Source organism: Sutcliffiella horikoshii (assembly GCF_044809035.1).
GTDB lineage: Bacteria > Bacillota > Bacilli > Bacillales > Bacillaceae_I > Sutcliffiella_A > Sutcliffiella_A horikoshii_G.
In genome coordinates this window covers 2,746,644-2,771,153 of the sequence record NZ_CP085237.1, presented here as the reverse complement: position 1 = coordinate 2,771,153, position 24,510 = coordinate 2,746,644, and the positions used below count along the sequence as shown (strand labels likewise).

General features: G+C 36.2%; 23 protein-coding genes. 16 read left to right on the top strand and 7 right to left on the bottom strand.

The window, feature by feature from the left end:
- Window positions 1-123: 123 nt before the first annotated feature.
- The 5 genes from LG307_RS14460 (at window position 124) to LG307_RS14440 (ending at window position 4,758) form a co-directional block, all read left to right on the top strand.
- Window positions 124-1,797, top strand: coding sequence for a ribonuclease J (locus LG307_RS14460; protein ID WP_404443255.1), 1,674 nt, complete (start codon window positions 124-126; stop codon window positions 1,795-1,797).
- Window positions 1,798-1,860: 63 nt separating this feature from the next.
- Window positions 1,861-3,327, top strand: a complete 1,467-nt coding sequence (locus LG307_RS14455) for an alkaline phosphatase family protein (RefSeq protein WP_404443252.1) — start codon at window positions 1,861-1,863, stop codon at window positions 3,325-3,327.
- 283 nt (window positions 3,328-3,610) lie between these two features.
- Window positions 3,611-3,979 (top strand): DUF2294 domain-containing protein, encoded by a 369-nt coding sequence (locus LG307_RS14450; protein ID WP_404443250.1) that lies wholly within the window; start codon window positions 3,611-3,613, stop codon window positions 3,977-3,979.
- Between the two features lie 142 nt (window positions 3,980-4,121).
- Window positions 4,122-4,385, top strand: a complete 264-nt coding sequence (locus LG307_RS14445) for a sodium-dependent bicarbonate transport family permease (protein ID WP_404443247.1) — start codon at window positions 4,122-4,124, stop codon at window positions 4,383-4,385.
- Window positions 4,369-4,758, top strand: a complete 390-nt coding sequence (locus LG307_RS14440) for a sodium-dependent bicarbonate transport family permease (protein ID WP_404450466.1) — start codon at window positions 4,369-4,371, stop codon at window positions 4,756-4,758. Before LG307_RS14445 ends, LG307_RS14440 begins: the two co-directional genes overlap by 17 nt.
- Before the next feature lie 361 nt (window positions 4,759-5,119).
- Here LG307_RS14440 and LG307_RS14435 read toward each other — a convergent pair whose 3' ends face one another.
- From LG307_RS14435 to nagA, 4 genes are read right to left on the bottom strand one after another with little or no spacing between them, the layout of a single operon-like run.
- The gene (locus LG307_RS14435; RefSeq protein WP_404443244.1) at window positions 5,120-5,854 is read right to left on the bottom strand and encodes a sugar isomerase domain-containing protein; all 735 of its coding nucleotides are present in this window, start codon (window positions 5,852-5,854) and stop codon (window positions 5,120-5,122) included.
- A 15-nt stretch (window positions 5,855-5,869) separates the two neighbouring features.
- Window positions 5,870-6,598 carry a GntR family transcriptional regulator gene (locus tag LG307_RS14430; protein ID WP_404443242.1) on the bottom strand — a complete coding sequence of 243 codons (729 nt, stop codon included), beginning with the start codon at window positions 6,596-6,598 and terminating at the stop codon, window positions 5,870-5,872.
- 19 nt (window positions 6,599-6,617) lie between these two features.
- Complete coding sequence (gene nagB, locus LG307_RS14425) at window positions 6,618-7,355, bottom strand: glucosamine-6-phosphate deaminase (protein WP_404443239.1); 738 nt, start codon at window positions 7,353-7,355, stop codon at window positions 6,618-6,620.
- A gap of 6 nt (window positions 7,356-7,361) precedes the next feature.
- Window positions 7,362-8,552, bottom strand: coding sequence for an N-acetylglucosamine-6-phosphate deacetylase (nagA, locus tag LG307_RS14420; protein WP_404443237.1), 1,191 nt, complete (start codon window positions 8,550-8,552; stop codon window positions 7,362-7,364).
- A 201-nt stretch (window positions 8,553-8,753) separates the two neighbouring features.
- On the opposite strand from nagA, the gene nagE reads away from it, so the two are divergent.
- The 4 genes from nagE (at window position 8,754) to LG307_RS14400 (ending at window position 16,968) form a co-directional block, all read left to right on the top strand.
- Complete coding sequence (gene nagE, locus LG307_RS14415; protein WP_404443234.1) at window positions 8,754-10,118, top strand: N-acetylglucosamine-specific PTS transporter subunit IIBC; 1,365 nt, start codon at window positions 8,754-8,756, stop codon at window positions 10,116-10,118.
- Between the two features lie 1,184 nt (window positions 10,119-11,302).
- On the top strand, window positions 11,303-15,436 hold the full coding sequence (locus tag LG307_RS14410) for a S8 family serine peptidase (RefSeq protein WP_404443231.1): 4,134 nt from the start codon (window positions 11,303-11,305) through the stop codon (window positions 15,434-15,436).
- Window positions 15,437-15,752: 316 nt separating this feature from the next.
- Window positions 15,753-16,421, top strand: a complete 669-nt coding sequence (locus tag LG307_RS14405; RefSeq protein WP_404443228.1) for a DNA alkylation repair protein — start codon at window positions 15,753-15,755, stop codon at window positions 16,419-16,421.
- 262 nt (window positions 16,422-16,683) lie between these two features.
- Entirely contained in the window at window positions 16,684-16,968 is a 285-nt protein-coding gene (locus LG307_RS14400) for a hypothetical protein (RefSeq protein ID WP_404443227.1), read from the top strand.
- A 224-nt stretch (window positions 16,969-17,192) separates the two neighbouring features.
- Here LG307_RS14400 and LG307_RS14395 read toward each other — a convergent pair whose 3' ends face one another.
- Entirely contained in the window at window positions 17,193-17,537 is a 345-nt protein-coding gene (locus LG307_RS14395) for a hypothetical protein (RefSeq protein WP_404443224.1), read from the bottom strand.
- 82 nt (window positions 17,538-17,619) lie between these two features.
- Between LG307_RS14395 and LG307_RS14390 the strand changes: the two genes are divergently transcribed.
- From LG307_RS14390 to LG307_RS14360, 7 genes are all read left to right on the top strand, one after another.
- Entirely contained in the window at window positions 17,620-17,838 is a 219-nt protein-coding gene (locus LG307_RS14390; RefSeq protein ID WP_404443222.1) for a hypothetical protein, read from the top strand.
- Between the two features lie 331 nt (window positions 17,839-18,169).
- Window positions 18,170-18,757 carry a kinase gene (locus tag LG307_RS14385; protein WP_404443219.1) on the top strand — a complete coding sequence of 196 codons (588 nt, stop codon included), beginning with the start codon at window positions 18,170-18,172 and terminating at the stop codon, window positions 18,755-18,757.
- A 115-nt stretch (window positions 18,758-18,872) separates the two neighbouring features.
- A complete protein-coding gene (locus LG307_RS14380; protein WP_404443217.1) occupies window positions 18,873-19,370 on the top strand; it encodes a GNAT family N-acetyltransferase in 498 nt (165 codons plus the stop codon).
- A gap of 150 nt (window positions 19,371-19,520) precedes the next feature.
- Window positions 19,521-20,018 (top strand): DinB family protein, encoded by a 498-nt coding sequence (locus tag LG307_RS14375; RefSeq protein WP_404443214.1) that lies wholly within the window; start codon window positions 19,521-19,523, stop codon window positions 20,016-20,018.
- Window positions 20,019-20,122: 104 nt separating this feature from the next.
- A complete protein-coding gene (locus LG307_RS14370; RefSeq protein WP_404443211.1) occupies window positions 20,123-20,545 on the top strand; it encodes a MarR family winged helix-turn-helix transcriptional regulator in 423 nt (140 codons plus the stop codon).
- Window positions 20,529-20,882 carry a DUF3147 family protein gene (locus tag LG307_RS14365; protein WP_404443209.1) on the top strand — a complete coding sequence of 118 codons (354 nt, stop codon included), beginning with the start codon at window positions 20,529-20,531 and terminating at the stop codon, window positions 20,880-20,882. Before LG307_RS14370 ends, LG307_RS14365 begins: the two co-directional genes overlap by 17 nt.
- A 525-nt stretch (window positions 20,883-21,407) precedes the next feature.
- Window positions 21,408-22,010, top strand: a complete 603-nt coding sequence (locus LG307_RS14360; protein ID WP_404443206.1) for a lysozyme inhibitor LprI family protein — start codon at window positions 21,408-21,410, stop codon at window positions 22,008-22,010.
- 216 nt (window positions 22,011-22,226) lie between these two features.
- Here the strand turns inward: LG307_RS14360 and LG307_RS14355 are convergent, their stop codons facing one another.
- A complete protein-coding gene (locus LG307_RS14355) occupies window positions 22,227-23,333 on the bottom strand; it encodes an endospore germination permease (protein ID WP_404443204.1) in 1,107 nt (368 codons plus the stop codon).
- 5 nt (window positions 23,334-23,338) lie between these two features.
- On the bottom strand, window positions 23,339-24,508 hold the full coding sequence (locus tag LG307_RS14350; RefSeq protein WP_404443201.1) for a Ger(x)C family spore germination protein: 1,170 nt from the start codon (window positions 24,506-24,508) through the stop codon (window positions 23,339-23,341).
- Window positions 24,509-24,510: the final 2 nt, after the last annotated feature.

Sequence of the window (24,510 nt, the reverse complement as noted above, 5' to 3'; positions counted from 1 at the left end):
GAAATTACTGGTATTAAGAAAAAGGCCATTATTGAAGAAAGAAAGCCTCAATATTTTCCCGTTTAATAAATAGATTCCTCAATGGAGATAGTAAAAATAAATATCGATTTGGAGGGGAAATTCTTGAGGACAAACGAGAATGTATTATCTATCTTCGCTTTGGGTGGTCTGAATGAAATCGGGAAAAATATGTATGCAATTGAATATTCAAACAATATCGTGATTATCGACTGTGGTAATAAGTTCCCTGATGAAAGTTTATTAGGGATAGATTTGATCATTCCTGATATCACCTACTTGCTTGAACATAAAGATAATATAAAAGCATTAATTGTTACACATGGCCATGAAGATCATATCGGAGGAATCCCGTTCTTCTTAAAAAAACTTAATGTACCCGTCTATTCCACACGTTTCACTTTAGGATTGATTGAATTGAAATTAGGAGAGCATAAACTTTTAAGGGAAACGGAACTAATCGAAATAGATTCAAATTCAAACTTAAACTTTGATGAAATTAGTATAAGTTTTTTTAAAGTGAATCATAGTATTCCAGATTGCTTAGGGGTAGTGTTTCAAACACCAGAGGGAAGAATAGTACATACGGGTGATTTCAAATTTGATTTAACTCCTGCAAATAATGAGCATTCTGATATTCATAAAATGGCCCAAATCGGTAGGGATGGAGTACTTCTTCTATTGTCTGAAAGCACCAATGCAGAACGTCCAGGTTTAACCCCGTCGGAACAAATGGTAGGGAAACATGTAGAGGAAGCCTTTATGAAAGCGGAGCAGAAAGTAATCCTTTCTACCTTCGCATCCAATATCAATAGAATCCAGCAAGTGGTCGATGCGGCTCAAAAAACCCATCGTAAAGTTGCGTTGCTTGGACGTAGTATGGTGAATGTAGTAGACGTTGCCATGGAAAGGGGGTATTTAACAGTACCAGATGGAATGTTGATAGAACAACAAGAAATCGATGAAATGGCCCCTGAAAAAGTGGCTATTTTATGTACAGGGAGTCAAGGAGAGCCGTTAGCTGCCCTTTCCAGATTATCAACTGGAAACTTCCGTGGAGTTGAAATCTTAGCGGAGGATACAGTTATCATTGCCGCTGGTCCTATACCTGGAAATGAGCGAAATGTTACACGTGTCGTAGACAATTTACTTACACTAGGAGCAAAAGTGATTTATGGAACGGGAAGTTCCTCAGGAATGCATGTTTCTGGACATGGTTACCAAGAAGATTTAAAACTGATGCTAACTTTAATGAAACCAAAATATTTCATTCCTATTCACGGTGAATATAGAATGCTATATCATCACCGTTTATTGGCTGAATCAGTTGGAGTAGAGCAAGGGAACACCTTCATTATGAATAATGGGGATGTTGTTGACATTACCGATTCCCTCGCCCGCCAAACTCGCAAAATACATTCAGGAAATACTTATATTGATGGTCTTGGAGTTGGTGATGTTGGGGATATTGTCTTACGTGATCGTAAACAACTTTCTGAAGACGGTATGCTCGTAATTGTTTTAACAATGAGTAAAAGGGAAGCAAAGCTAGTTCATGATCCGGACATCATTTCCCGGGGGTTCGTGTATCACAAAAATTCGGAAGAGCTCCTTAGAGACGTTAACACACTAATAAAAAATACGGTTAACGAATTGAAAAAAGGAGACAGAAATCAATGGACCGTTATAAAACAAAGCATTAGAAAAGCGGTTGGTCAATATTTGTTTACTCGAACTAAACGGAAACCAATGATCTTACCTATAATTATAGAGATATAAACATGAAAATTATTACTCCATCACCATAACAAGAATAAATTTAAGTAAAGAAGGATGGTTTACATGGTGTCGCTACAATCAAAGCCGATAATAATGCTTGTAATTGACACATTAATGGACACGCCTCTACAAGAAGCTATCAAAGGCGACCGGGCACCAGCACTGAAATTTTTGATGGAGAAGGGCAAGTATTTCCCTGATGTGGTCAGTCCTTTTCCTACTATGTCTGTTAATGTGGACACGACAATTCTGACAGGAACTTATTGTAATGAACATCGTCTTCCGGGATTGGTCTGGTTTGATAGTGAAGAAAATCGACTCGTAAATTATGGCACACATATTCGTGAATTATGGAAACTTGGTATAAGCCAATCGTTAGAAGATATTTTATTTCATATGAATGGAAGCCATATAAGTAAAGATGTAAAAACCATCCATGAACAGATTGAGGAGCAAGGTAAAAAGTCTGCTTCAATAAATGCACTCGTTTATCGAGGCAATACGTCCCATACATATAAATTGCCGAGATTAATCACATGGTTTACTTCCATAAAAAAAGACCGTCCCACATTTGCACCAACCGTTTTTACGTATGGATCGTTGAAAAAAATCAGTGGTTCTAATCGATTTCAACGGCTTTGGCAGAAGTTTGGGTTCAACAATTCTTTTTCCGTCCAGGAGTTAACTCATTTAATTGAAACTGACCAATTACCCGCATTTACAATTGTATATTTTCCGGAACTGGACCAACGTGTTCATAAGAATGGTCGTATGGATATTCAAGGCATAGAAAAAGTTGATCGGCATTTGCAGAAACTGCTGAATATTTATGATACATGGGAAGAAGCCATACAGCATAATATCTGGATTACCATTGGTGATAATGGGCAGGCATGGATTGATTCTAATCGTAAAATTGCCCTGATAGATCTAAGGGAGTTATTTGGTGAATACAACATTATGAAGCTGAAAAAAGGAGTTCAGTCACACGATCAAATTGTCTTGGCGGTAAATGAACGGATGTCTTATGTATACACATTAGATAAAGAAAAATTATCAATGGATGAGCTTGTTCATGTCGCGAAAAATGAGGAACGAATTGACGTGATTGCTTGGAAAAAAGGCTCCTACATAGAAGTTAAGGCCGGAAAAGAGGAAGGGGAACTTCGTTTCCGAAAAGGAGGACCATTAATTGATTCCTATAACCAATCATGGGATATCGAAGGAAACTTGAATTTATTGGATATGACAGTCAAGGGCAAAAGCATTCATTATGGGGACTATCCTGATGCATTGGAAAGGCTATATAGCAGTCTATATTCCCATCAAGGGGATTTCATCATTGTTAGTGCGAAGCCAGGTTATGAGTTCATCGGGGAAGGCTCCCCTACTCATGTAGGAGGTGCGAGCCATGGCGGCCTGCATAAACAAGACTCCTTGGTCCCTTTAGTTGTTACAGGAACTAACTCACAGCCTTCCTATTTACGAATGAAAGAAATAAAAGAATGGGTTTTGTCACTAATTGGATGAGGGATTAGGTTGTTTAAAATTATGAATAGAAGATGTACATATGAAGATAGAGATTTACATCCCGGATAATGGAAGTTAAAGTATTATTTAAGTTAGTAACCGACAGACCAGGATTCTTTCTGATGATTTAGAATGCTTTAGCGCACTGTTAATAATTGATTGTTCGTGTGAAAAAGACTTTTCTTACTCAAACTTAGAAAGAGATTAAGATAAATCGGTATATTTCTTAACGAGGGAATAAGAAGTATACCGATTTTTTTGGTTATGTAAGGGAGGAACACTTATGAAATCAAAAGGTTCAATTGAATCAGAAATTAGTAAAGCCTTGACACAGTGGGAAAAGGACTATTTGGGACGCGGCTCTGTGTCTGTTAAAACTGATATAATGCGCGATATGATTATTGTAAATTTAAAGGAAGTTCTAACACCCGCTGAGTTAACGATATGTGGCACGAAAGAAGGGGTGATATCAATAAAAAGAACTCGTTCCGATTTAGTCGAGTCTGGGATTGAAGATTTCAAAGAAATTATTGAAAATATTACTGGGGAAGATACCAAAAGTTTTTATACAAATATTAGTACTGTTACAGGAGAGCGGGTTATAGTCTTTAAGCTGGGTAATAACTTCGAAGAGATAGTTGGCAAGAAATAAAAGTAAGCAGGGAGACTTTCCAAGGGTTTATTTTAACAATTGGAAGTAAACTGACAAATTTGAAAGAAAGTGGCTGTAAACGGCTATTTTTTCTGAATTTGTCGGTTTTTTTATTGAATAATATGTAGGAGGGAAGCCTGCAATGTCAGAAGTTATTGTACCAAACTTATTATCACCTGTAGTCCTGTTCTTTGTTTTAGGACTTTTAGCAGCAATTTTTAAATCCGATTTAAAATTTCCGAATGGCCTAAGTGAAGGTTTGAGCATTTACCTTCTAATTGCCATAGGACTTAAAGGCGGAATAATATTATCTCAATACTCCCTTCCTTCTGTTATTGGACCGATTATGGCTACGCTGCTAATAGGGGGATGGTTCCTTTTATCATACTCTGTATTATGCGACTGATGAAGATGGACTTAAAAATTCCATTGGCCTTGCAGCTACCTACGGCTCTATAAGTATTGTTACGTATGGTGCTGCCATTTCTTTTCTAGATAGCAATGGTATAGATTATGAAGGTTTTATGAATGCAATGGTTGTGTTGATGGAAAGCCCTGCAATCTTGGTTTCTATTTTTTTGATGGAAATAACGGAGAAAACCAAATCGACGTTAAATATGCCGACTCATAGCGTAGGGTTTGTACCAACATCCATCAAATTATTTGATAAAGAAGTAATTAGAGAAAGCCTTTTTGGTAAGAGTATCTTACTTTTACTTGGTAGCTTATTGATCGGGCTGGCTCTTGGTGAAGAAATTATTCCAATGTTTTTGCGTTAGGAGATGTTCTTGCGAATAAGGAAGATATCAAGAAGCCACAAGTGAAAAACTTCATAAGAGGGTATAGGACGGTAACCAATCTGGATGAAAATTACCTTCAACAAATCTAGGGGTTTCTAAGAATGCATCAACTGTATTCGTATACGAGAATCCTTCGTTCAATTAGATATTCTTGAATCAGAAAAGCATCCTGAATGGCTGAGAAACCTTCGGGAGAAATTTGTTATAAAGTTATCCTACTCCCGGCAAATTTTTAGAACGCTTGATGATATAGGATAAGTTTTTCTGAACTGTTAAATGGAAAAGAGCCGGATCATGACAGCCCGGCTCTTTTCCTATTGCACCCGAAGTGGTGGTACTTTTAAAAGAATTCAATTCTCTTTCCATACTTATTTATCAATTCGTTATTGTGCTCCTCAGAACCGTCAACATTCCCGCTTTTAAATATAGGAATCTCCCTTCCTTTTTTAGTAAGAAGTTCAACGGAATTAACAATTATTTGATTCAGGATGGCTGCATTTATGATAGTGGATCCTGGTCCTATACTATTGGTTGAATGGTGATTATGTAATGTTATCAATGCATCTCCTACAGGGATAAGGTTATCAAGAGCAATATCAGCTGCAGCCGCTAAATGTAAACCGGTAGAATGACGAGAAGAAAGGGTGTGGTATGCATGAGATGATATAGTCATGATCCTCAGTCCCATCTTTTTCCCATACTGTGCAACATCTATTGGAACAGGATTTCTTCCAGATGTGGAGACAACCAATAATACATCATTTGGTTGGAATGGTTGTGAAGGGAGAAAGGTTTTTGCGAACAAGGGATCTTTCTCTAAATCAGAGGAACGTAGAGCCCCCTTATGCAGCATGAGATCTTCCACAAATAAAGGTCTGATTGGGACAATTCCACCTGCTCTATAAAATACTTCTTCGGCGATCATGTGGGAGTGGCCGCATCCAAAAACATGTAGAATGCCTTCATTTCCAAAGCAGTCAGCAAGGAGAGAGGATGACTGCTCTATCTCTTTACTGTTTTTTTCTTCCACTTTTGTCAGGAGCTGTTGAACAGCTGATAAATAACTCGTATCCATGAAACCTCTCCCTTACTATTCGAATCTCTTCATTTTGATGTAGAATTTATATCGGTCACCCCTATAATGGGATTTTACTAGTTCCAGAGGAGTCCCATCTTGTAGAAATGTGTTTCGCTTAATGTATAACATTGGATGATCTTTATTAATTTTTAAAAGTTTGGCATCTTCACTGGAAGCTTGTATGGATTCAATCATCTGATCTGCATGGGCGATTTCAAGGTTTAGCTTCTCTTCGATATAAGCATAAATGGAAGTGTTTACTACTTCTTCCGTTAGTCCTTTGACTAAATTAGCAGAGAGGTAATTTGTCTCAAGTGCCATCGGTTCACCATCAGCCAAACGTATCCTTTTTATCTCATATACAGGTGCATGTTCCTTGATATGAAGTTCATCAGCTATATTAATGGAGGCTGGCACTATTTCAAAATGAATCAATTCACTTGTCGGGTTCATCCCTCGTTTTTTCATATCCTCTGTAAAGGAGGTCAAGCCTTGAAGTGGCTGTTCGATTTTTTTATTTGCTACAAAAGTGCCGCTTCCTTTTTTACGATAGAGAAGCCCCTCGGTCACCAGTGAATTAATGGCTTGCCTAACGGTCATCCTGCTTATTCCGTAAGCTTCGGCATATTCTCTCTCTGAAGGTATAGTATCTCCAGGAACAAGATTACCTGAGTTAATTTGATCCTTAATGAAAGATTCTAGCTGGTAATAAAATGGTATGGGGGAACTTTTATCTATCATTTACCCTGTTTATCTCCTTTCAAGCAATAATACTGGAGTTTTGAAGAACTGTATTGTCTGCAATAATTCTAACACAAGGATGCTTTTTTAGGATAGTTGCAGGAAAGGAGTCAGAAAGGCTGCCATTCATCAGTTGTTCATAAGCTTTGGCTTTGTTTTTTCCAGACACTAAAAGTAGTATTTCTTTCGCATTCATAATGGAATCTATACCCATTGTGATAGCGTGAGAGGGAACATCTTCCATCGTTTCAAAAAAACGTGCATTGGCTTTTCTAGTCGATTCTGTAAGTTTTACAACATGAGTTCTGCTGTCAAAACGGGTTCCAGGTTCATTAAAACCAATATGTCCATTTTCTCCTAAACCTAAGATTTGGATATCTACAGGACCTTTGTTATGGAGTTTCTGTTCATAATTTCTGCATTCTATTTCGAGATCTTCTGCTTTTCCGTTCGGAATATGAGTATTTTCTATACTGATGTTGATATGTTTGAATAAGTTTCTATTCATATATTCGTAATAACTGTTCGAATCATTTTTATCTAAACCAACATATTCATCCAGATTAAAAGTAGTTATACCTTGATAGGAGGTACCGTTTTCCTTATAGTCTTTTATCAAAAATTCGTAGAGTTTTGTTGGTGTGCTTCCTGTTGCCATTCCAATTACAAGGTTAGGATTCAGTTTAACTTTATTAATAATAATTTCAGCAGCTACTTGACTTAGATCGTCATAAGTATTAGCGGTGATAATATCCATTTTGGCCTACTCTCCTTTATAAACTAATTGACCCTTACAAAAGGTCATCTTGACTTCGCAATTTTGATTCATGATTACAATATCAGCATCTTTACCAACTTCGATACTTCCTTTTCTTTCCCAAACATTAAGTCTTTTTGCAGGGGTTGAAGAAGCCATTCTGACGGCTTCTACTAGTGTACAGCCTGTGAATTTTTTCATATTTCTTAATGCTTCATTCATTTTTAGAACACTTCCTGCAAGTGTGCCATTTTCAAGTAGTGCAGTATTGTTTGCCACTTCGACTTTTTGGCCACCCAATTCATATTCTCCATCTTCGAGCCACTTTGCTCTCATGGAATCTGTTATTAAAAGAATTCTATCTGCTCCCTTGGCAAGATAGGTTGCTTTTACGACTGCAGGGTGAACGTGAATACCGTCAGCTATCATTTCGACCAACAGGTCATCATGGGCAAGTCCGGCACCTACAACACCCGGTTCACGATGGTGGCTGCCGCGCATCCCGTTATAAAAATGTGTAACGTGTTCTGCACCTGCTTCCATAGCTTCGAGCATTTCATCATAAACAGCATCAGAGTGTCCGATGGAAGTGATGACCTTATTTTTCGTTAAATGATGGACAAATTCTATTCCGTTAGGCTGCTCGGGTGCCATGGTAACCACTTTAATTTGGTTTCCGGACTCAACCTGCCAGCTTTCAAATAATTGGATATCTGGATTCACAATATGTTCTAATGGCTGTGCACCTGCGCGCTTCGGGGATATAAATGGACCCTCCAAATGTATTCCAAGTAATTCACTGCCTATTGAATCATTTTTCTCTATTTTTAAATAGTTATTTACTGTGCGTAAGGCTGCTTCAATAACAGATCGCTCTTGCGTAATAGTTGTTGCTAAATAGCTAGTTGTACCTTCCTGTGGCAATGTTGCTGCCATTGTTTTCAATGACTCTTCAGAAGCATCCATCGTGTCAGCTCCGTTTAAACCGTGTATATGGATGTCTATGAACCCTGGGGCAGCATACAGATCGGAGGAAAATCGAATTTCCTGCAGATTTTCAGTGTTTTGATAGTGATCCATAGCTCCGATTTCGAAAATTTTTCCTTCTTTAACTTTAATAAATCCAGTTTCTTGAATTGTTTTCTCTTTTATTAGATTGACGGAAAGCAGGGAATAACTATTTAAGAAAGTACTCATGTAAGTCTCCTTTCACGACTATTATATGTTGATTCTAACAGAATTATGTATAGTTGTATATACCAATTTTATTCTGTTGATCGTTTGATAATGGATATCTTAAGTGTTTTTCAGAAATATTGGTATAGACAACTATTTGTAAGATGTGCTAGTATTACTTCGTTGCAAGCACTTACAAAAGATTAAGGAGGATTGATATAAATGATTGGTTTTTTACAGAAAATCGGAAAATCACTAATGTTGCCGATTGCTGTGCTTCCCGCTGCAGCAATATTATTAAGAATTGGACAAGAGGACTTATTGGGTATTGAATTTATTGCAAATGCAGGGAACGCAGTATTTGCTAATCTTGCGCTTATATTTGCTATTGGGATAGCGATTGGTTTCGCCAAAGACAATAATGGATCTGCGGCCTTGGCTGCTGCTATAGGATACCTGGTATTGGTAAGTGGCACGCAAGCAATCAATGAAGAGATTGATATGGCCGTACTTGGCGGGATAATATCAGGGGTTGTAGCAGGATTGCTTTACAACAGGTTTCATGATATTAAAATGCCTGATTGGCTTGGGTTTTTCGCAGGAAGACGATTTGTTCCTATTATTACCGCTACTGTGATGGTAATCTTAGCGGGAATATTTGGTGTCATTTGGGCTCCAATCCAAGAATTTATTAACAACATCGGTCAGTGGATAATAGATGCAGGAGCTGTAGGAGTTGGTATCTTCGGATTCTTGAACCGTCTTCTCATTCCAATAGGTTTGCACCATGTACTCAATAGTTTAGTATGGTTTGTATTTGGAGAATATAATGGTGCTACTGGGGATTTAAATCGATTCTTTGCTGGTGACCCTTCAGCTGGTATTTTTATGGCCGGTTTCTTCCCTGTCATGATGTTCGGTTTGCCTGCTGCAGCGCTGGCGATGGTTGCAACAGCAAAAAAACATCGCCGTAAAGCTGTATCAGGAATGCTGATTGGTATCGCCTTTACTTCATTTTTAACTGGTATTACAGAGCCGATTGAGTTTACTTTCATGTTCCTGGCTCCGTTTTTATACGTCATACATGCATTATTAACAGCAAGCTCCATGGTTATTGTTTACTTATTGGATGTTAAGCATGGTTTCGGATTCTCTGCCGGTGCCATCGACTTTTTCCTGAATTGGGGGATAGCACAACAGCCGTTGTTACTTTTAATCATCGGTTTGGCTTATGGTGCAATCTATTTCTTTGTTTTCTATTTTCTTATTAGGACCTTTAATTTAAAAACACCAGGTCGGGAAGATGAAGAAGATATAATAGAAGAAAAAGGAACAGGTGGAACAGGTGAAGATAAATATTCTGTAATGGCTCGTAATTTTATTGATGATATAGGTGGTAAGGAAAATATTGCTGCGGTTGATTACTGTACAACAAGACTCAGGTTAACAATCAAGGATATGAGTAAAGTACAAGAAAATTCATTAAAACAACATGGGGCCAAAGGGGTCATAAAAGTAAACCAAACAAACCTGCAAGTAATTGTTGGAACAGATGTCCAATTTGTAGGGGATAAAATGAAAGGATAAGACCAGTCTAGTATGGCTGGTTTTTTTTTATCTATTTAGATTTGAAATGAAATTATATACTAGTAGAAAGCATAGAATACTAGAAAGGTGAATCATCATGGAAAACCTACAATTAGAAATCAAAATGCAGAGGAAAAAAAACCTTCCTGTTGGTGGGGCTTTGTTATATGGTATTTTGTACATTCGTAATCTGATATTTTAACTTAAATCATTCCTCCATAGGGCGCGATCTAGGAACAAGGATCAGCGCTCATTTTATTTTTACCAGAGTGTAAGCATATTGTATGGATTTGTAAATTATAAAATATTGGAATTAAGCAATGGGAGCAGAATACTTTAGAAAGCAAAGATGGCAGCTTATGGTAAGCTATTTTACAAAGGGGGAGTTTAATTGGGTAAAAAAGAAAATTACTTTTCAGAGTTTCGATAGGTTTGATCATATTACTGGTAGCAATTGTAGCACCGTCCACTCTACGGAAGAGTTGTTTCACTAATGATTTCATACGTGTCCATGTTTTGCAGGCGGACATTTACGTGATAGTTGTCCAGTGAGGCTCCATTGTACAATAGGTACAGAGCAGCATTCATGCCAATTAACAAAGATACAATTCTATCTAATCCAAGACTCCCCTCACTCTTAGACCTATCTATGAAAAAAGTAAATTGTTAAGGGATTTGTTATGGGTCACATCATTTATAGGTTCATAGTACTCATCATCAGCTATGATATCTTGGATGGTATGTAGAATGTTTTCTTATGTTCAGACTTTTTCTCGTAATGTTTTAATCTATTCATTCTATATGTCATGGATCCATCCTCATTTTTGGTAACCAGGATTCCTTCCTTTTCTGAGCTGGAAATTCGCTCCTCCTCATTAATATCACTAATAAAGACGAAGGAATGGTTACCTCAACATAAAATAAATCATATCTTTGAAGTGTAAAATAAACAGTTAGTCCAATTAATGAAGCGAGCACTACAATCCACCATTTCATCATATCATTCACCTCACTCAAATTTCTTCCTAAAGTGTAATGTTTCTACCGTTTTCTTACAACGGTTTTCCATATGGGAAATTTTCAATGATTAGGTCTAAAGAATTAATTAAAAACCCCAACTGACAAAAAACCTTCTCTATTATAGCCTTAAGTAGAAAGAAAATTTAGAAAACTAGGAGGTCAAAATGAGTAGGTTTCGGTATCTATTATCCGTTTTATTCGTAAGTTTGTTGGTGATTAGCAGTGTATTTCCTGGACAACATGAAGTTAGAGCAACAAGTGAACAGATTGATGACGTGGAAGAATACTTAAAAAATGTAACAGGTTATGATCGTGAAAAAATGAGAGAAATCTCTGGAACAACAGGTATGCAGTCTAAAATATTATTTCCAGATTTGAATATTCAGTCAGACAAAGATGTGAATATTATTGTTCAATTCACTGATGAGCCATCAATCGTGGAAGTCGAGAATAAGAAAGCAAAAGGAATTTCTACAACATTAAGTAAAGAAAGAGAAAAAGTAAGTAAAACACATCATAAATTTAAAAGCTTCGTTCAAAAAAATGTCGCAAAAGTTAAGTCTTCGGAAGCAAAAATCAAAAGAAATTATGATCTAACTTTTAATGGGGTTTCTATGACACTACCTTCCAAAGAAGTCCCTAAATTATTGGAATTAGAATACGTAAAAGCGATTTGGGAAGATTTTGAGGTGACAGTAGAGCCTGTAGCATCTCCTAAAGTTTCGAATGAATCTCCTGCACTTGATAGTATTAAACAAATCAATGCTGATAGATTACATGAGGAAGGAATTACAGGTAAAGGCATTAAGGTAGGGGTCCTTGACACAGGAATTGATTATAACCACCCTGACTTACAGCAAGTGTACAAAGGTGGCTATGACTTAATAGACGATGATAATGACCCAATGGAAACAACATTTGAAGATTGGCTCAATTCAGGTCAACCGGAAAGAAACCCATGGTCAGAAACCACCTATTATACGTCACATGGAACACATGTTGCAGGTTCTATTGCAGGAAACGGGGCAAATGAATCGGAATACGCTGTAACAGGGGTTGCTCCAGAAGCAGACTTATACGGTTATAGAGTCTTAGGTCCCTATGGATCAGGAATGATGTCTATCGTCATTGATGGTATTGAAAAAGCTGTAGAAGATGGGATGGACGTTATTAATTTATCGTTAGGCTCTTCTGCAAACCATCCATTTGATCCTAGTGCAGTGGCAATTGATAACGCAGTAAAAGCGGGTGTAGTAGCGGTAATAGCTTCAGGAAATTCGGGTTCGTTAGGCTCTTTCTCTATTGGTTCTCCAGCGACTTCCACACTGGGAATAGCAGTCGGAGCATCCAGCTACTCCATCTCAAGGCCAACAATGGATGCAACATATGAATCTGGAACAGCCAATGACACTTTTACACAATTACCTTTACTAGGTAAAGATTATATGGCAGATTTACAGTCCTTCTTGAAAAGCCCTACAGAAATAGTTTATGTGCAAAAGGGGACAAGGCAAGATTATCAAGGGAAAGATGTGCAAGGAAAAGTTGTTTTAGTAGCCAGAGGTGATTTTGCTCTACATGACAAGGTGGTCTTTGCGAAAGAAAATGGTGCCAAGGCAGTTGTTATGTACAATAACAACCAGGAAGAAGGGCATATCCCATTTTACTTAGGAGAGGCAAATGCATATATTCCTAGTTTTTCATTAACGTATGACCAAGGTTTGATAATTAAGCAGTTAGTAGAAAAAGAGACAACAAAATTATCTTTTCAAAATGTATCTTCAGTGAAAACCGATGGGGACGTACTTGCAGGATTCAGCTCAAAAGGGCCAAGTCGACTGACTTACGACATCAAGCCGGAAGTGGTAGCTCCAGGAGTGGACGTTTTCTCTACGGTTCCTGCCTTTACAGTGGATCCAACTAACACAGAAGATTATACCTCTTCCTATAGAAGAGCATCTGGTACTTCTATGGCGGCACCTCACGTAGCTGGGGCAGTTGCACTACTACTTCAAGCTAAACCAGACCTTACTCCAGAGCAAGTCAAAGCAGCATTGATGAATACCGCAGAAAAATTGAACGGAAATACAAGTGTTTGGGAAAGTGGTGCCGGTAGAATCAATATTTATGAAGCGGTACAAACAGAAACCTCGATTTCTGTTAGGCAGGAAACAAAAAATCACCAAGGAGAGCTTTTAGTAGAAAATGGCGGCAGCTTAAGCTTTGGCAGTTACTATACTTCTGAAAAGGAAATGAAGTATAAGTTGCCAATTACAGTTTCCAACAATAGTAACAAGGTCAAGAAATTCTCGGTTTCATTTATAGAAAACCATACAAATGGTTCAAAGAAACTAGATGAAAACGGAGTGAAACTAACTCTACCTAAAAATCTAACAGTACCACATAAAAAATCGATGACAAGAGATGTGACGCTCGAATTTTCTAAAGATGCAGAGCCTGGTTACTATGAAGGAATGGTTGTATTGACAAATCGGGAAGACGAGAACGAACAATACCATATTCCATTTGGCACTGTGTTAATGAAACAAGGGATTAAAGAATTAATTGTTCCATACACGAGTTTTACAACGCGAAGAGACTATAATCATGGCTATATGGGTTATACTCCTGTCTTATTCTCGTTTAATAGCCCGATGGTAGCCCTAGACTTGGTTCTTAAAGAAAGAGATACTGGTAAGGCGTTAGGCATCATTGAATCCTATCAAGGAGATATAAACGAAGACACATTATTCGGTATGGAATTTGGGTTTGTTGGATTATACTTCCCGTTTACCGGCAACCAAGATCATCCGGTTGAATATGCGAAACAATTAGCACCTCCCGGAAATTATGAGATAGAGGCAGTTTCAAGAGCTGATAATGGGAAAGTTTTCAGTAAAAGCCAGCCGTTATTTATTGAAAATACATTGCCAGAATTAACAATGAACAATCTTGGTGGAGTATATGAAGTAGATGAGAATGGGCTAACTATTTCTGGAAAAATTTTTGATGAACACGTAGAAGTATTAAACCAATATGGTATGGAAACATCACAGGCTCCTAACGAAGTAACCCTTTTAAACCTTACACGTTATAACGCGAAAAATTTAGAGGTAGCCGATGACGGAAGTTTTACTACGGATTTGAAGTTGAATGAAGGAACGAATACTACAAGGTTTACACTTAGAACATTAGACTTAGCGATGAACGGGATGCAAGAGCATCCGCACTCAACCTACCATTTAATCAAAGCAGGCATACCTTACGTAAAGCTTGCTTCTGAAAATATTGATGTAAAATATGGAGAAGATGTATCTGTTAAGTTATCTTCACAACATATAGAAAAAATGCAAAAAGCAAATTTAGAATTACGATTCCCACAAAATATTTTTACGCTTGAAGATGTGAAGATTAGTAGTGAATTGCAACAATTACTAGATGACAAAGGAGTAGAAGGGACAATCAGTACTAGTTCATCTACCATTGGTACAAATGCAGTGTTGGGAATTCAGCTTGAATTAAATAGTCAAATTGAAGGTATTCATGAAATGCCGTTACTTGATCTTTCGTTTACTGTGAAGGAAAATCACGCTACTTATGCAAAGTGGATCCAGAATATTAATATAACTAAGGCAACCGTTCATGATGATAACGGTTCTAGTGATGTGCAAAGGTTTGGTCAAGGATTCAACATCTTGCCAACTGTTTCGCAACTTGAAGGCGGAATTCTACCGGAAGCATTCATGAGCGGAGTTTGGTTAGATTATACGAAAGACATGCTAAACGCAGGAATAACAGCTACTCTGACTTCAAAAGATGGAACCGTGTATGAAGGGACTATAAATAGTGCAGCAAGATATATCTTCAAAGGCCTTCCTACAACAGATGAACCATATACACTTTCTGTTAAACTACCAGGTCACTTTGAGCGAGTAGTGGAAGTTAGCCACCTTGGAGATGAGTTTAACGGAGTAGACGTAGGTAGAATGACATACATTTTTTATGCCATGACACTTGCTGGAGATGTAAATCAAGATGGAGTCATTGATATCATAGATGCTCTAGAAATGAAAAAGCATTACGGCTCAAACGAACGTCCAGCCGATCTTGACCACGACGGTACTGTGGGTGAAAACGACATGAGGTTTGTCGTAAGGAACTATTTAGAGCAAAATACTTTGCTGAAAAATGCCCCTGAACCCAAAGAAGAAGTAGATGGTGTAAACCTATTAAGCATTCTAGAAGAATTAGGATTAACTCACTTGCTTGAAGAAGAAGGGCATGGACATACTCATTAATATTAACTTATGAAAAAAGTAAATGACCTCGGTATTGGACCGGGGTCATTTACTATTCATCCACAACATAAAAAAAATTTATTGATATCTACCGTAATTAAGAGCTTAAATTCAACTAAGGTAAGATTCCTTTTTTATGGGAAATGCACCTTGAGTAAATGTCTTTCATTTGAAATAATAGGTTGTACTTGAATATATGAGAGGGTGACGACTTGAAGAAGAATGTCTGACCCAAATAAAATTTTTATGGATTGTAAAATGAGATTAGAGAGTTCTTGTTTAACAGATACATCCGTCAAAAAAGGAGTTGTATAAAATGGATGAAAAAAAAGATACAGAAATAAAACGCTCTTCAAAAGCAGAAAATATTCTATCTCAAATTAATAGTAATACTAAGCTAGGCGACTTACGAAAAATCGCAAAGGACATTAAAAAAGATCACGAACTAGCCATGGAACTTTGGTCAACCAAAGAGTTTATGCCCAGACTATTAGCAATTTTAATTATAGACAAAAAACTTCTTTCACAAGACGTGCTAAATAAGCTTGATAAGGATATGCAGATCCACACTTTTGATGAGCGAAATAACTTAATGGATTGGTTAATGGCTAATCAACTCACCAAAGACAAGAAGAACATTGCATTGATGGTGTCATGGGAAAATAGTCATTCTGCTCTTCAAAGGCGTGCCTTCTGGTATTATCAAGCTCGATTGAGATGGACTGGTCAGACACCGCCTGATAACACCGCAGACTTACTATCTACAATTGAATCTAATATTACGCAGGAAGTACCGGAAGTTCAATGGGCTATGAATTTCACCGCAGGATGGATAGGCGTGTATGACGAAAAGTATCGAGCACGTTGTATAAAACTTGGTGAGAAAACGGGACTCTACAAAGATGAAATGGTATCAAAAGGATGTACACCAAATTATTTGCCGGAATTCATTACGATTGAAGTTAACAAACGAATTATAAATTAGTTTCCACTGAAAAAATCATCAATAGAACACACAAACACACCGCATTATGGCGGCTAGTTAGAAATATATATACGTTCTTCAACAAATGGGCGCTAACCTGTAACAAGGATTAGTGCTCGTTTTTATTTTGGCCAAGGAAAATATCTTATTGAAGGAATTTTTAGATTATGAAATAATTGGAATTAAGCAAACGAAAAAAATGCAAAGAAATTGAGATGAAGCAATTTTGCATTATTTTATAAAAATATTTGGAGGAATTGTTATGTGGGTAGTACTAGGGATTATTGCAATAGTGATCACTTTTATAAATCTTTATATGTTTGCAGCAGGAAAGGATTATAGGCTCGCTATGGCGATGGGATTGTCATTTACAGCATTAACACTTTGTGCAGAATACAGTCTTGTATCGATGTGGGTAGAAGTAGAAGATTGGGCTGCGTTAATGGATGTAGTACCTGGTATGGAAAGGGCATTATGGTTTTTGACAATTGTTTCTATCTTACTAAATATAGCACCTATACTTTTAGAACGAAAAGGTAAGAAATAATGACTTATTGTCACACCATTTATATAATATTCAATTATTGTGTAAAAGAAATGGAAAGTCATTTTTGAATCTTACTATAGACAAGTATTGCAAGTAGTTAAACTCAGTTTTAGGAAGCTCTTTTGAGAGTGTAGGAAACTTATTACATAAAGAGGATTGAGCCCCATTCACAAGCGGTTATGATTGTCATTTATAAAACCTTTCTGCCACTTAACAGTTTTTTCTTATTTTCCTTTTAATATCCAAAAACCAAATAATATAATTGTAATACCGAATCCTGTGCGCCAATTGGGGATTTCTTTGAAAAATATGTATCCAATTACAATACAAACTAGGATTTCCATTCCTTTAGATACAATAAGTGAAAAGGTTAAGTTACCTACAATTTTTGTTAAATATTTCACACCGTATCCGATCATCATACTCGCAGACAGGAAAAAAGGTACAAGTTTAATATAGTACCATAAAGTATGAAAAAAATTAGAGTCAATATGCTTAGATTGGTAAGCGTAAATTGCATTAATAATCAATAACCCACCTAACATTAATAAAAGAGAAAGTAAAATCATAAATGTTATACTCCAATAAGTTAAAGTTTTGTTTCTATAATTTTGCCCAAATGCAAAATTTTTATGTAAGGTGAAATTAAAAATGGGCGGAATACATGAACAAGCAAATAATTTAAACCAGTTGGACGTACAGATAAACAAGTCCATAAACGGGGGAATAGAGATGGATTTGATAATTTTAACAGCTATCGTACTAATTGTGTTTTTCTCATCAAGCATAATTGAAAAAAGGTTAAAAACTATTGAAAAACAAAACAATCGTGTAATAGAAATATTGGAAGAGATAAGAGATAAAAAATAAATTGTTATTCCGCAAACTGGGAGCTATTGCTGCAAGTGGACCGCTCCTTGCAAAAGAAGTGGGCATTTAAATGGAATAATAAGTATATAATCACCAAATAAAAAATCTTAAAATTTGGCAGGGGTGAAATGTGTGAGTATTTTTCTTTTTATTATTTTTCATTTATTTATAGGATTAGCAATAATTTATTTGTATGGAAAAATACCAAAAGCAATTACTGTATTTGGATCTGTGTTTTTAACTATGAGTTTTCTTTATTGGGGGACAGTTTATATAACTTCGTTGTTAAGATAAGAGGGAGCGATGGCAGCAAAAGGGAAAGGTTGTAATCATGTTGATCGAAAATTATGATATTTCTAATCTGATTGCATTAGTTAATTCTAATCACATCCTTGCCGTAGATGGATTAAGCCGTTCTGGAAAAACAACTTTTGTAGAGCATTTAAGTGATTACTTGAAAAAAGAAGGTATTGATTACACTATCTTTCATATTGATGATCACATCGTTAAGCGAAGTCAACGTTATAATACGGGATTTGAAGAGTGGTATGAGTATTTTTATTTGCAGTGGGACGTAGATAAATTAAGAAAGAACTTATTTGAAAAACTAAGAGAATGCCAACATGTTGAACTACCGTTTTATGATAATAAAACTGATAGGCATGACAATAGAAAAATCAAGTTGCCTCAGGATGGACTAATAATTATTGAAGGAGTTTTTCTCCAACGCAAGGAGTGGAAAGACTTTTATGACAAGGTATTATTTTTGAATTGTTCACGACAAAAAAGATTTTCTCGTGAATCTGAAAAAACAAAACTTAATCGAGAAAAGTTTGAAAAGAGATATTGGCAGGCAGAAGAATATTATATTAATAGCTTTACCCCAATAAAATTTGCTGACACTATAATTGAGACGTAGATACTAACTAGTGAAGGAATCTGAATGGATCTTCCGCAAATTTGGAGTGATTGCAGCACAATGGATCGCTCCATACATAAGAGTTGGACTGAACTAGGAATGGGGAGAGTTTGGAATGATAATTAGAGAAATTAGAATCGAAGATGCAGAAAGTTTATTAATCTTAATAGAGGAAGTTGAGACTACATCTGCTTTTATGCTTATGGAGCCAGGGGAACGAGAAATGACTCTTGAACAGCAGAAAAAAAGGATAGAAATAATTGATAAGCAAAAAAATTCAACAATATTTATAGCAGAAGAGAATGGCAAATTCTTTGGATACTTATTTGTAATGGGCGGAAGCGTTAAAAGAACAAAGCATTCTGCATATCTTGTAATAGGTATTTTACAAGAATATAGAGGAAAAGGAATAGGTACAAAACTGTTTGATCATGCTTCAATTTGGGCTTTAAAACAAAACATTTCACGATTAGAGTTAACAGTTGTTACCGAAAACGAGTCAGGTGTAGCACTTTACAAGAAAAGTGGTTTTGATATAGAAGGAACGAAAAGAAACTCACTTATGATAAATGATAGAGCTTATGATGAGTATTATATGGCAAAGTTATTGTAGCGGACATTCCCTGAAAGTTGCTTTTTAATTATTTTAAAGGAATCAAAGCTGGATGAGTCGAATAATTCATAGTGCGTGATTGGTTGTATTTTCATTTAAAGAATGGCGTATTTCCTTTGGAAGCAATTAAACAGTGAGGGGATTGATTTTATGCAAGTTGTAACAAAAATGTTTTTAGAACAACTTGACATGCATTGCCATGAGAATGAGTGGTTTGCATCTATGGATCAGGCGCTTCAAGGAGTTACTGCAGCAGAAGCGGCATGGACAAGTTCTGGAATCAGCAATTCGATTTGGCAGATTGTCAACCACTTGATATTTTGGAATGAAGACGTAATCCATCGAATGAAGGGCACAGAGAATCCTCATAAGGCAGAAGATAATGAAGAAACCTTTGGAAATCAAGGAGAGCCAGAAGATGAAATTGGGTGGGCCCAGACAGTGCATCGCCTTAATGAGGTCATAGATAAATTAAAAAAGGTCATTGAGGAACTTGACGATGAAAAGTTGAAAAGTCCGTATGCAGCAAACAGCTCCTCTACTGAGCGTTTACTCAGTAATATCATGATGCACGATACGTACCATATCGGCCAAATTGTCCTGCTCCGTAAGTTGCAATCCTCTTGGGGTGGTGTTGATTGGACTTAAAGGATGTTAAAGGCGCCTTTCCATAACGAGGCGCCGAAATTATTTGTTTTATATCGTACTATAAGATACAATCTGTATATACGATATAAAAAGGTGGATTTAAAATGAGTTTTAACGTCAAGGAGTTAAATAAGTACTGGACGGATATTTATTTTCATTTGCATTATCCGCATAAAGAAAAGATTACACACCAGGTCATTAGGGTTCTGCAACTTATTGAGAAAAAACCGAACATTGGCATTAACGAAGTTGCTTGCTACCTAAATGTGTCTCACAATACAGCGTCTGAAAATGTTAAACGCATTATCGAACGAAGTTATTTAATGAAAGAAAGAGATCCATTAGATGAAAGAAAGGTAGTCTTAAAATTAACCGATCTAGGAAGAGAGGTATTACAAAGAAATACAAGTCTAGACGAAAACAAGTTAACTGATATATGGGGGGATTTGTCTTCAGATGAAAAGTCGTTAGTAGAGTCTGCCTTTAAATTATTGAGGGAGCGTGCGAAAAATGTACCTGTTGACTAAGATTCTCGTATCAGCAGTGATAATCGGTATAGTAACGGAGATTGCTCGGCGATTTCCTACATATGGAGGAGTTATAGCAGCCCTTCCTCTCGTAAGTTTGTTAAGTATAATCTGGTTATATGTTCAAGGTGAATCCAGTGAGAGCTTGAGTAAGTTTGTTCTTGGTGTTTTATGGGGATTTCCTGCTACTGCTGTTTTACTACTTATGGTTTATCTGTCATTAAAGCAATCAATTAATTTATACGCTTCTATTTTTATTGGAATTAGTGGATGGTTAGTATTCTTATTTATTCAACAGAACCTAGTGGATTTTTTAAGAATAAATCTTTTCAAATAATGGAAGATGATTTGAAACAAAAGAATAGGGCTTTATTAATCACTTTAAATAATTTTCTTCTGCAATCGGGAGCTTATCTAGAACAGGGTAGGTTCTTTTTCTATGTACAATAGTTATTAATCTTGCAGTATAGTGAATAAGGTAAAACAGTACTTCAGAAAAAAATGGACTCTCGTAATGAGATCTTAATACAAACCGCAAACTATTGGCCAGCCAGTTGAAGAATTGATCCAAACAAATGTCTAAAAAGCTAAGAATGAATTTAATAGACAACTGAAATTCGAATATATATTTCTAACAAAATAACAAAAATGGATATTTATGTTATAATAGAGGTGTGAATGAATAGCGATAGATTTCCTTAGATCAATTACAGAGAAGACTAAAAAAATAATGCATTCCACTCTATTGGTAAAGAATGTTAAAATGTGTGTTGTTAAAACTATCTGAATCTTTTTACTTTACTAATAAACGATCAAATTATTAAGTCGCAATAGAATGACAAAAGGTATGGAGGCTTTAAAATTGCAAAACAAACGAAAAATTATAATGGTAAAGTTGACGTTATGGTTATTTATATTGGCTGCTTGCGGAACCACAACTGATCAGTCAGGTGCTACTCAAAACACAAATGATGATTCTTCAAAGGAAGTCATAACTGAAAAGCCTTTGGATAATGCCAGTACGGCAACCGATATGAAAGACAAGAATGAAACAAACGAAGAAGTGGATGTTGCTGCAAATGAAAAAGAATCTGCCACTAATGAAATAGAAGCAAGTATGCAGGAGAAGTATCTCCAACAATTTGATGATACTAAAAAAGAAACGGAAGAATGGAATGCAACAGATTCATCTACCTACGCTTTGAAAAAAGTAGAAAATGATAGATGGGAACTTTGGGATGAATTATTAAATGAGATTTATAGTGTATTAAATGACCAACTGCCGTCAGAAGAGATGAACCAATTACGGGAAGAACAACGGAACTGGATAAAATATAGAGATGATACTGCATTGGAAGCATCTCTCAAATTTAAAGGTGGCACCCAAGAACACCTGGAATACGTGGCTGTGCTAGCAAATCTTACAGAAGAAAGATGCTATGAGTTAGTTGCAAATCGGATGTGAAGTGACTGTATCCTCTAGTCTCAATAAACCGACTGTTTAGATAGTTTGGATGTCGGTCAGTTTAGATGGTGGTTCGAGGATACTGACAATAGTAACAATTTCGCCGATTTTTAGCAGCTAGAATTGGTGTAATCTTAATCTTTGGGAAAAAGCAATCTAGTGATATTAATATCAACTATAAGGCACTTATCTGTCAAAAGGTAAGTGTCTTTTTAATTATTTGAGAATCCCGCTTTTTCGTCTTTTCCAAAACGTGAGTAGAAGAAGAAAAAGAGGAATATAAATCTGGAACGAATAATGGAAAAAGTAAATGGCTAATTTTCCTTCTATCAATTCATTCAAAAAATCAGCATCTTTATAGGAAGGTAAAAAATACAATGTAGTAAAAATAATGATGATTCCTATATTCATTGAGTTGGCTGGGAATGCATCTTTAATGAGTCTAGCTGAAGCATAAGCAAGAAACGATAACTTAAAATATGCTGTGGAAAGAATAAAAAAAACTACTAACAAATCTGCTCTTTCGATAAAATCAAAGTTAGATACTTCCTGGATTAACATAATAAACGGATAGAAAAAACCAGAGGCGAGTTTGGGGTGGAGTACCCCAATAGCTAAGAAAGCAGTAAAACTAGTGAACAGGGTATATAAGATAATTGCTATTATTGCTCCTTTCCTTATTTTCTTTTTCCCCTCTTTATTGAGTAAAGGTAAAAGAATCATAAAAGCTACAAGCTCACCTAAAGGATAGGTGAGTAAGTAGGGGACAACTTCCCATATTTTTTCAAAATCCCCAATGAAGAGGGGCTGAGTATATTCAAAATGAAAATCTCCGCTAATCAAGACAAATAAAGGAATACATAAAATAATTAGTAAAATACATGCGCCATATATTAAAGAGCTTCTTAAAAATGCTTCCACTCCTTTTAAATATGTGTAAATAAGTATTAAAAAGATACTCGTCTTTATGAAGAAAGGGTGGGTCTTATAAAGAAGATTGCTGTTAACATAATTCGTAAAATCCGTCAAAGCTTTAGAACAAATAAGTATAAAATACAACGAGTAAAAAATGGCTACTGCTTTGCCTATAATTCTACCTAGGTTTAGCTGCAATATCTCGTATAGGCTCTTATCACCATTGATGGTCCATAAAGTATGATAAAGCAAGAATAAAATAATGCCACCCACACCCACTGCAAGGAGAACACTCCAAGAATCATTTTCTAATTCAAGCGCATTTTTTATTGTCAGTAGAGTACCAGTCAAAAACAAGAACATGGTAAAAGCTATTTCCAGCACACCTATTAAAGATTTTTGGGGCATTCTAATCACCTGGTTGCGTCGTATTTTCCAATGTTTTGGAAGTCTAGATCTGTTGTTATCTTTATCTCGGCTTTTTGAAGTTCAGCATCCCAATTTTTTTTGATTTCTTCCCATTTATGATTATTTTTTTTCCGTAATAAACTTCCAAGTCCCATAAAATCAGTATTGTTTTCCTTTGAAAGCACAAATAGCTCCTGAATGTTTTCATTGATTTCTTTTTGGATTTCCATTTTGATTTTATTGTTATTATTAGGGTTGTTTAAGGTTAGTGAACAATTATATTGTACAATCTCACCAGTAGCTTGAATGTTGAAACTATACTGAAGATTGCCTTCTGATTGCTTTATATTCTCTGATTTCGTTTTTCCATCATAAATTCGGTAAGTGAATGTGTTCTCATCTGTAGGACAAGAAGAAACGACGGTTAGCTCAGAAGTATGTTTCTCAAGCAGAGCCAAATACAACGATTGTATATAGCTTAGCTCCACCACTAACTTTTCATTTTTAAATGCACCAATACCACTATAATATAAATGTACAGGACTGGTTGTTTCGTAATTCTCCTTGCTGCCTCCTTTTTCTACATCACCCATAATACTAATGAATGGGATGGTAAAATCTTTTCCTTCCTGTATGGTAACTATATTCACTTCCATTAGTGTGGTCAAACTGGCCTTTTCTACCCTTCGCATTGTTTTAGAAATATCAAAGGCAGTAAAACCTTCAATGGGGGAGTATGTATTAAGGAGGTCTATAGCATTTGTATCTTTAGATAAGACCATAACCACTCCTACTGGAATTTCTGTACGACGTAAAGCGTAGTTCATGATTTCACGGAGCTTACCTTGCTTTGCTGCATCCATTCCCACTACAATTACTTTTAGGTGGCGCATATCTAAATTCCTAGATACATACGAAGTGAGTTGATCGATTGCTGAGTCAATGGTTGACCCCCTTGCTTCATATACTATATAAGGTGAGTGTGGGAGCTGTGTTTTACCTGATATAGCTGCAGGATTGATAAGTTGGATACCCACCACAAACTCCTCATCAATATAGTCAATGGAAGTAACAAAGCTTAGTGCCTTATCATTTAATTCCAATTTGTCATCGCCTCCCCAAAAAACAGAAGTTACAGCGAGCAAGGCGAACACCATATAAAGATACTTCATCATAC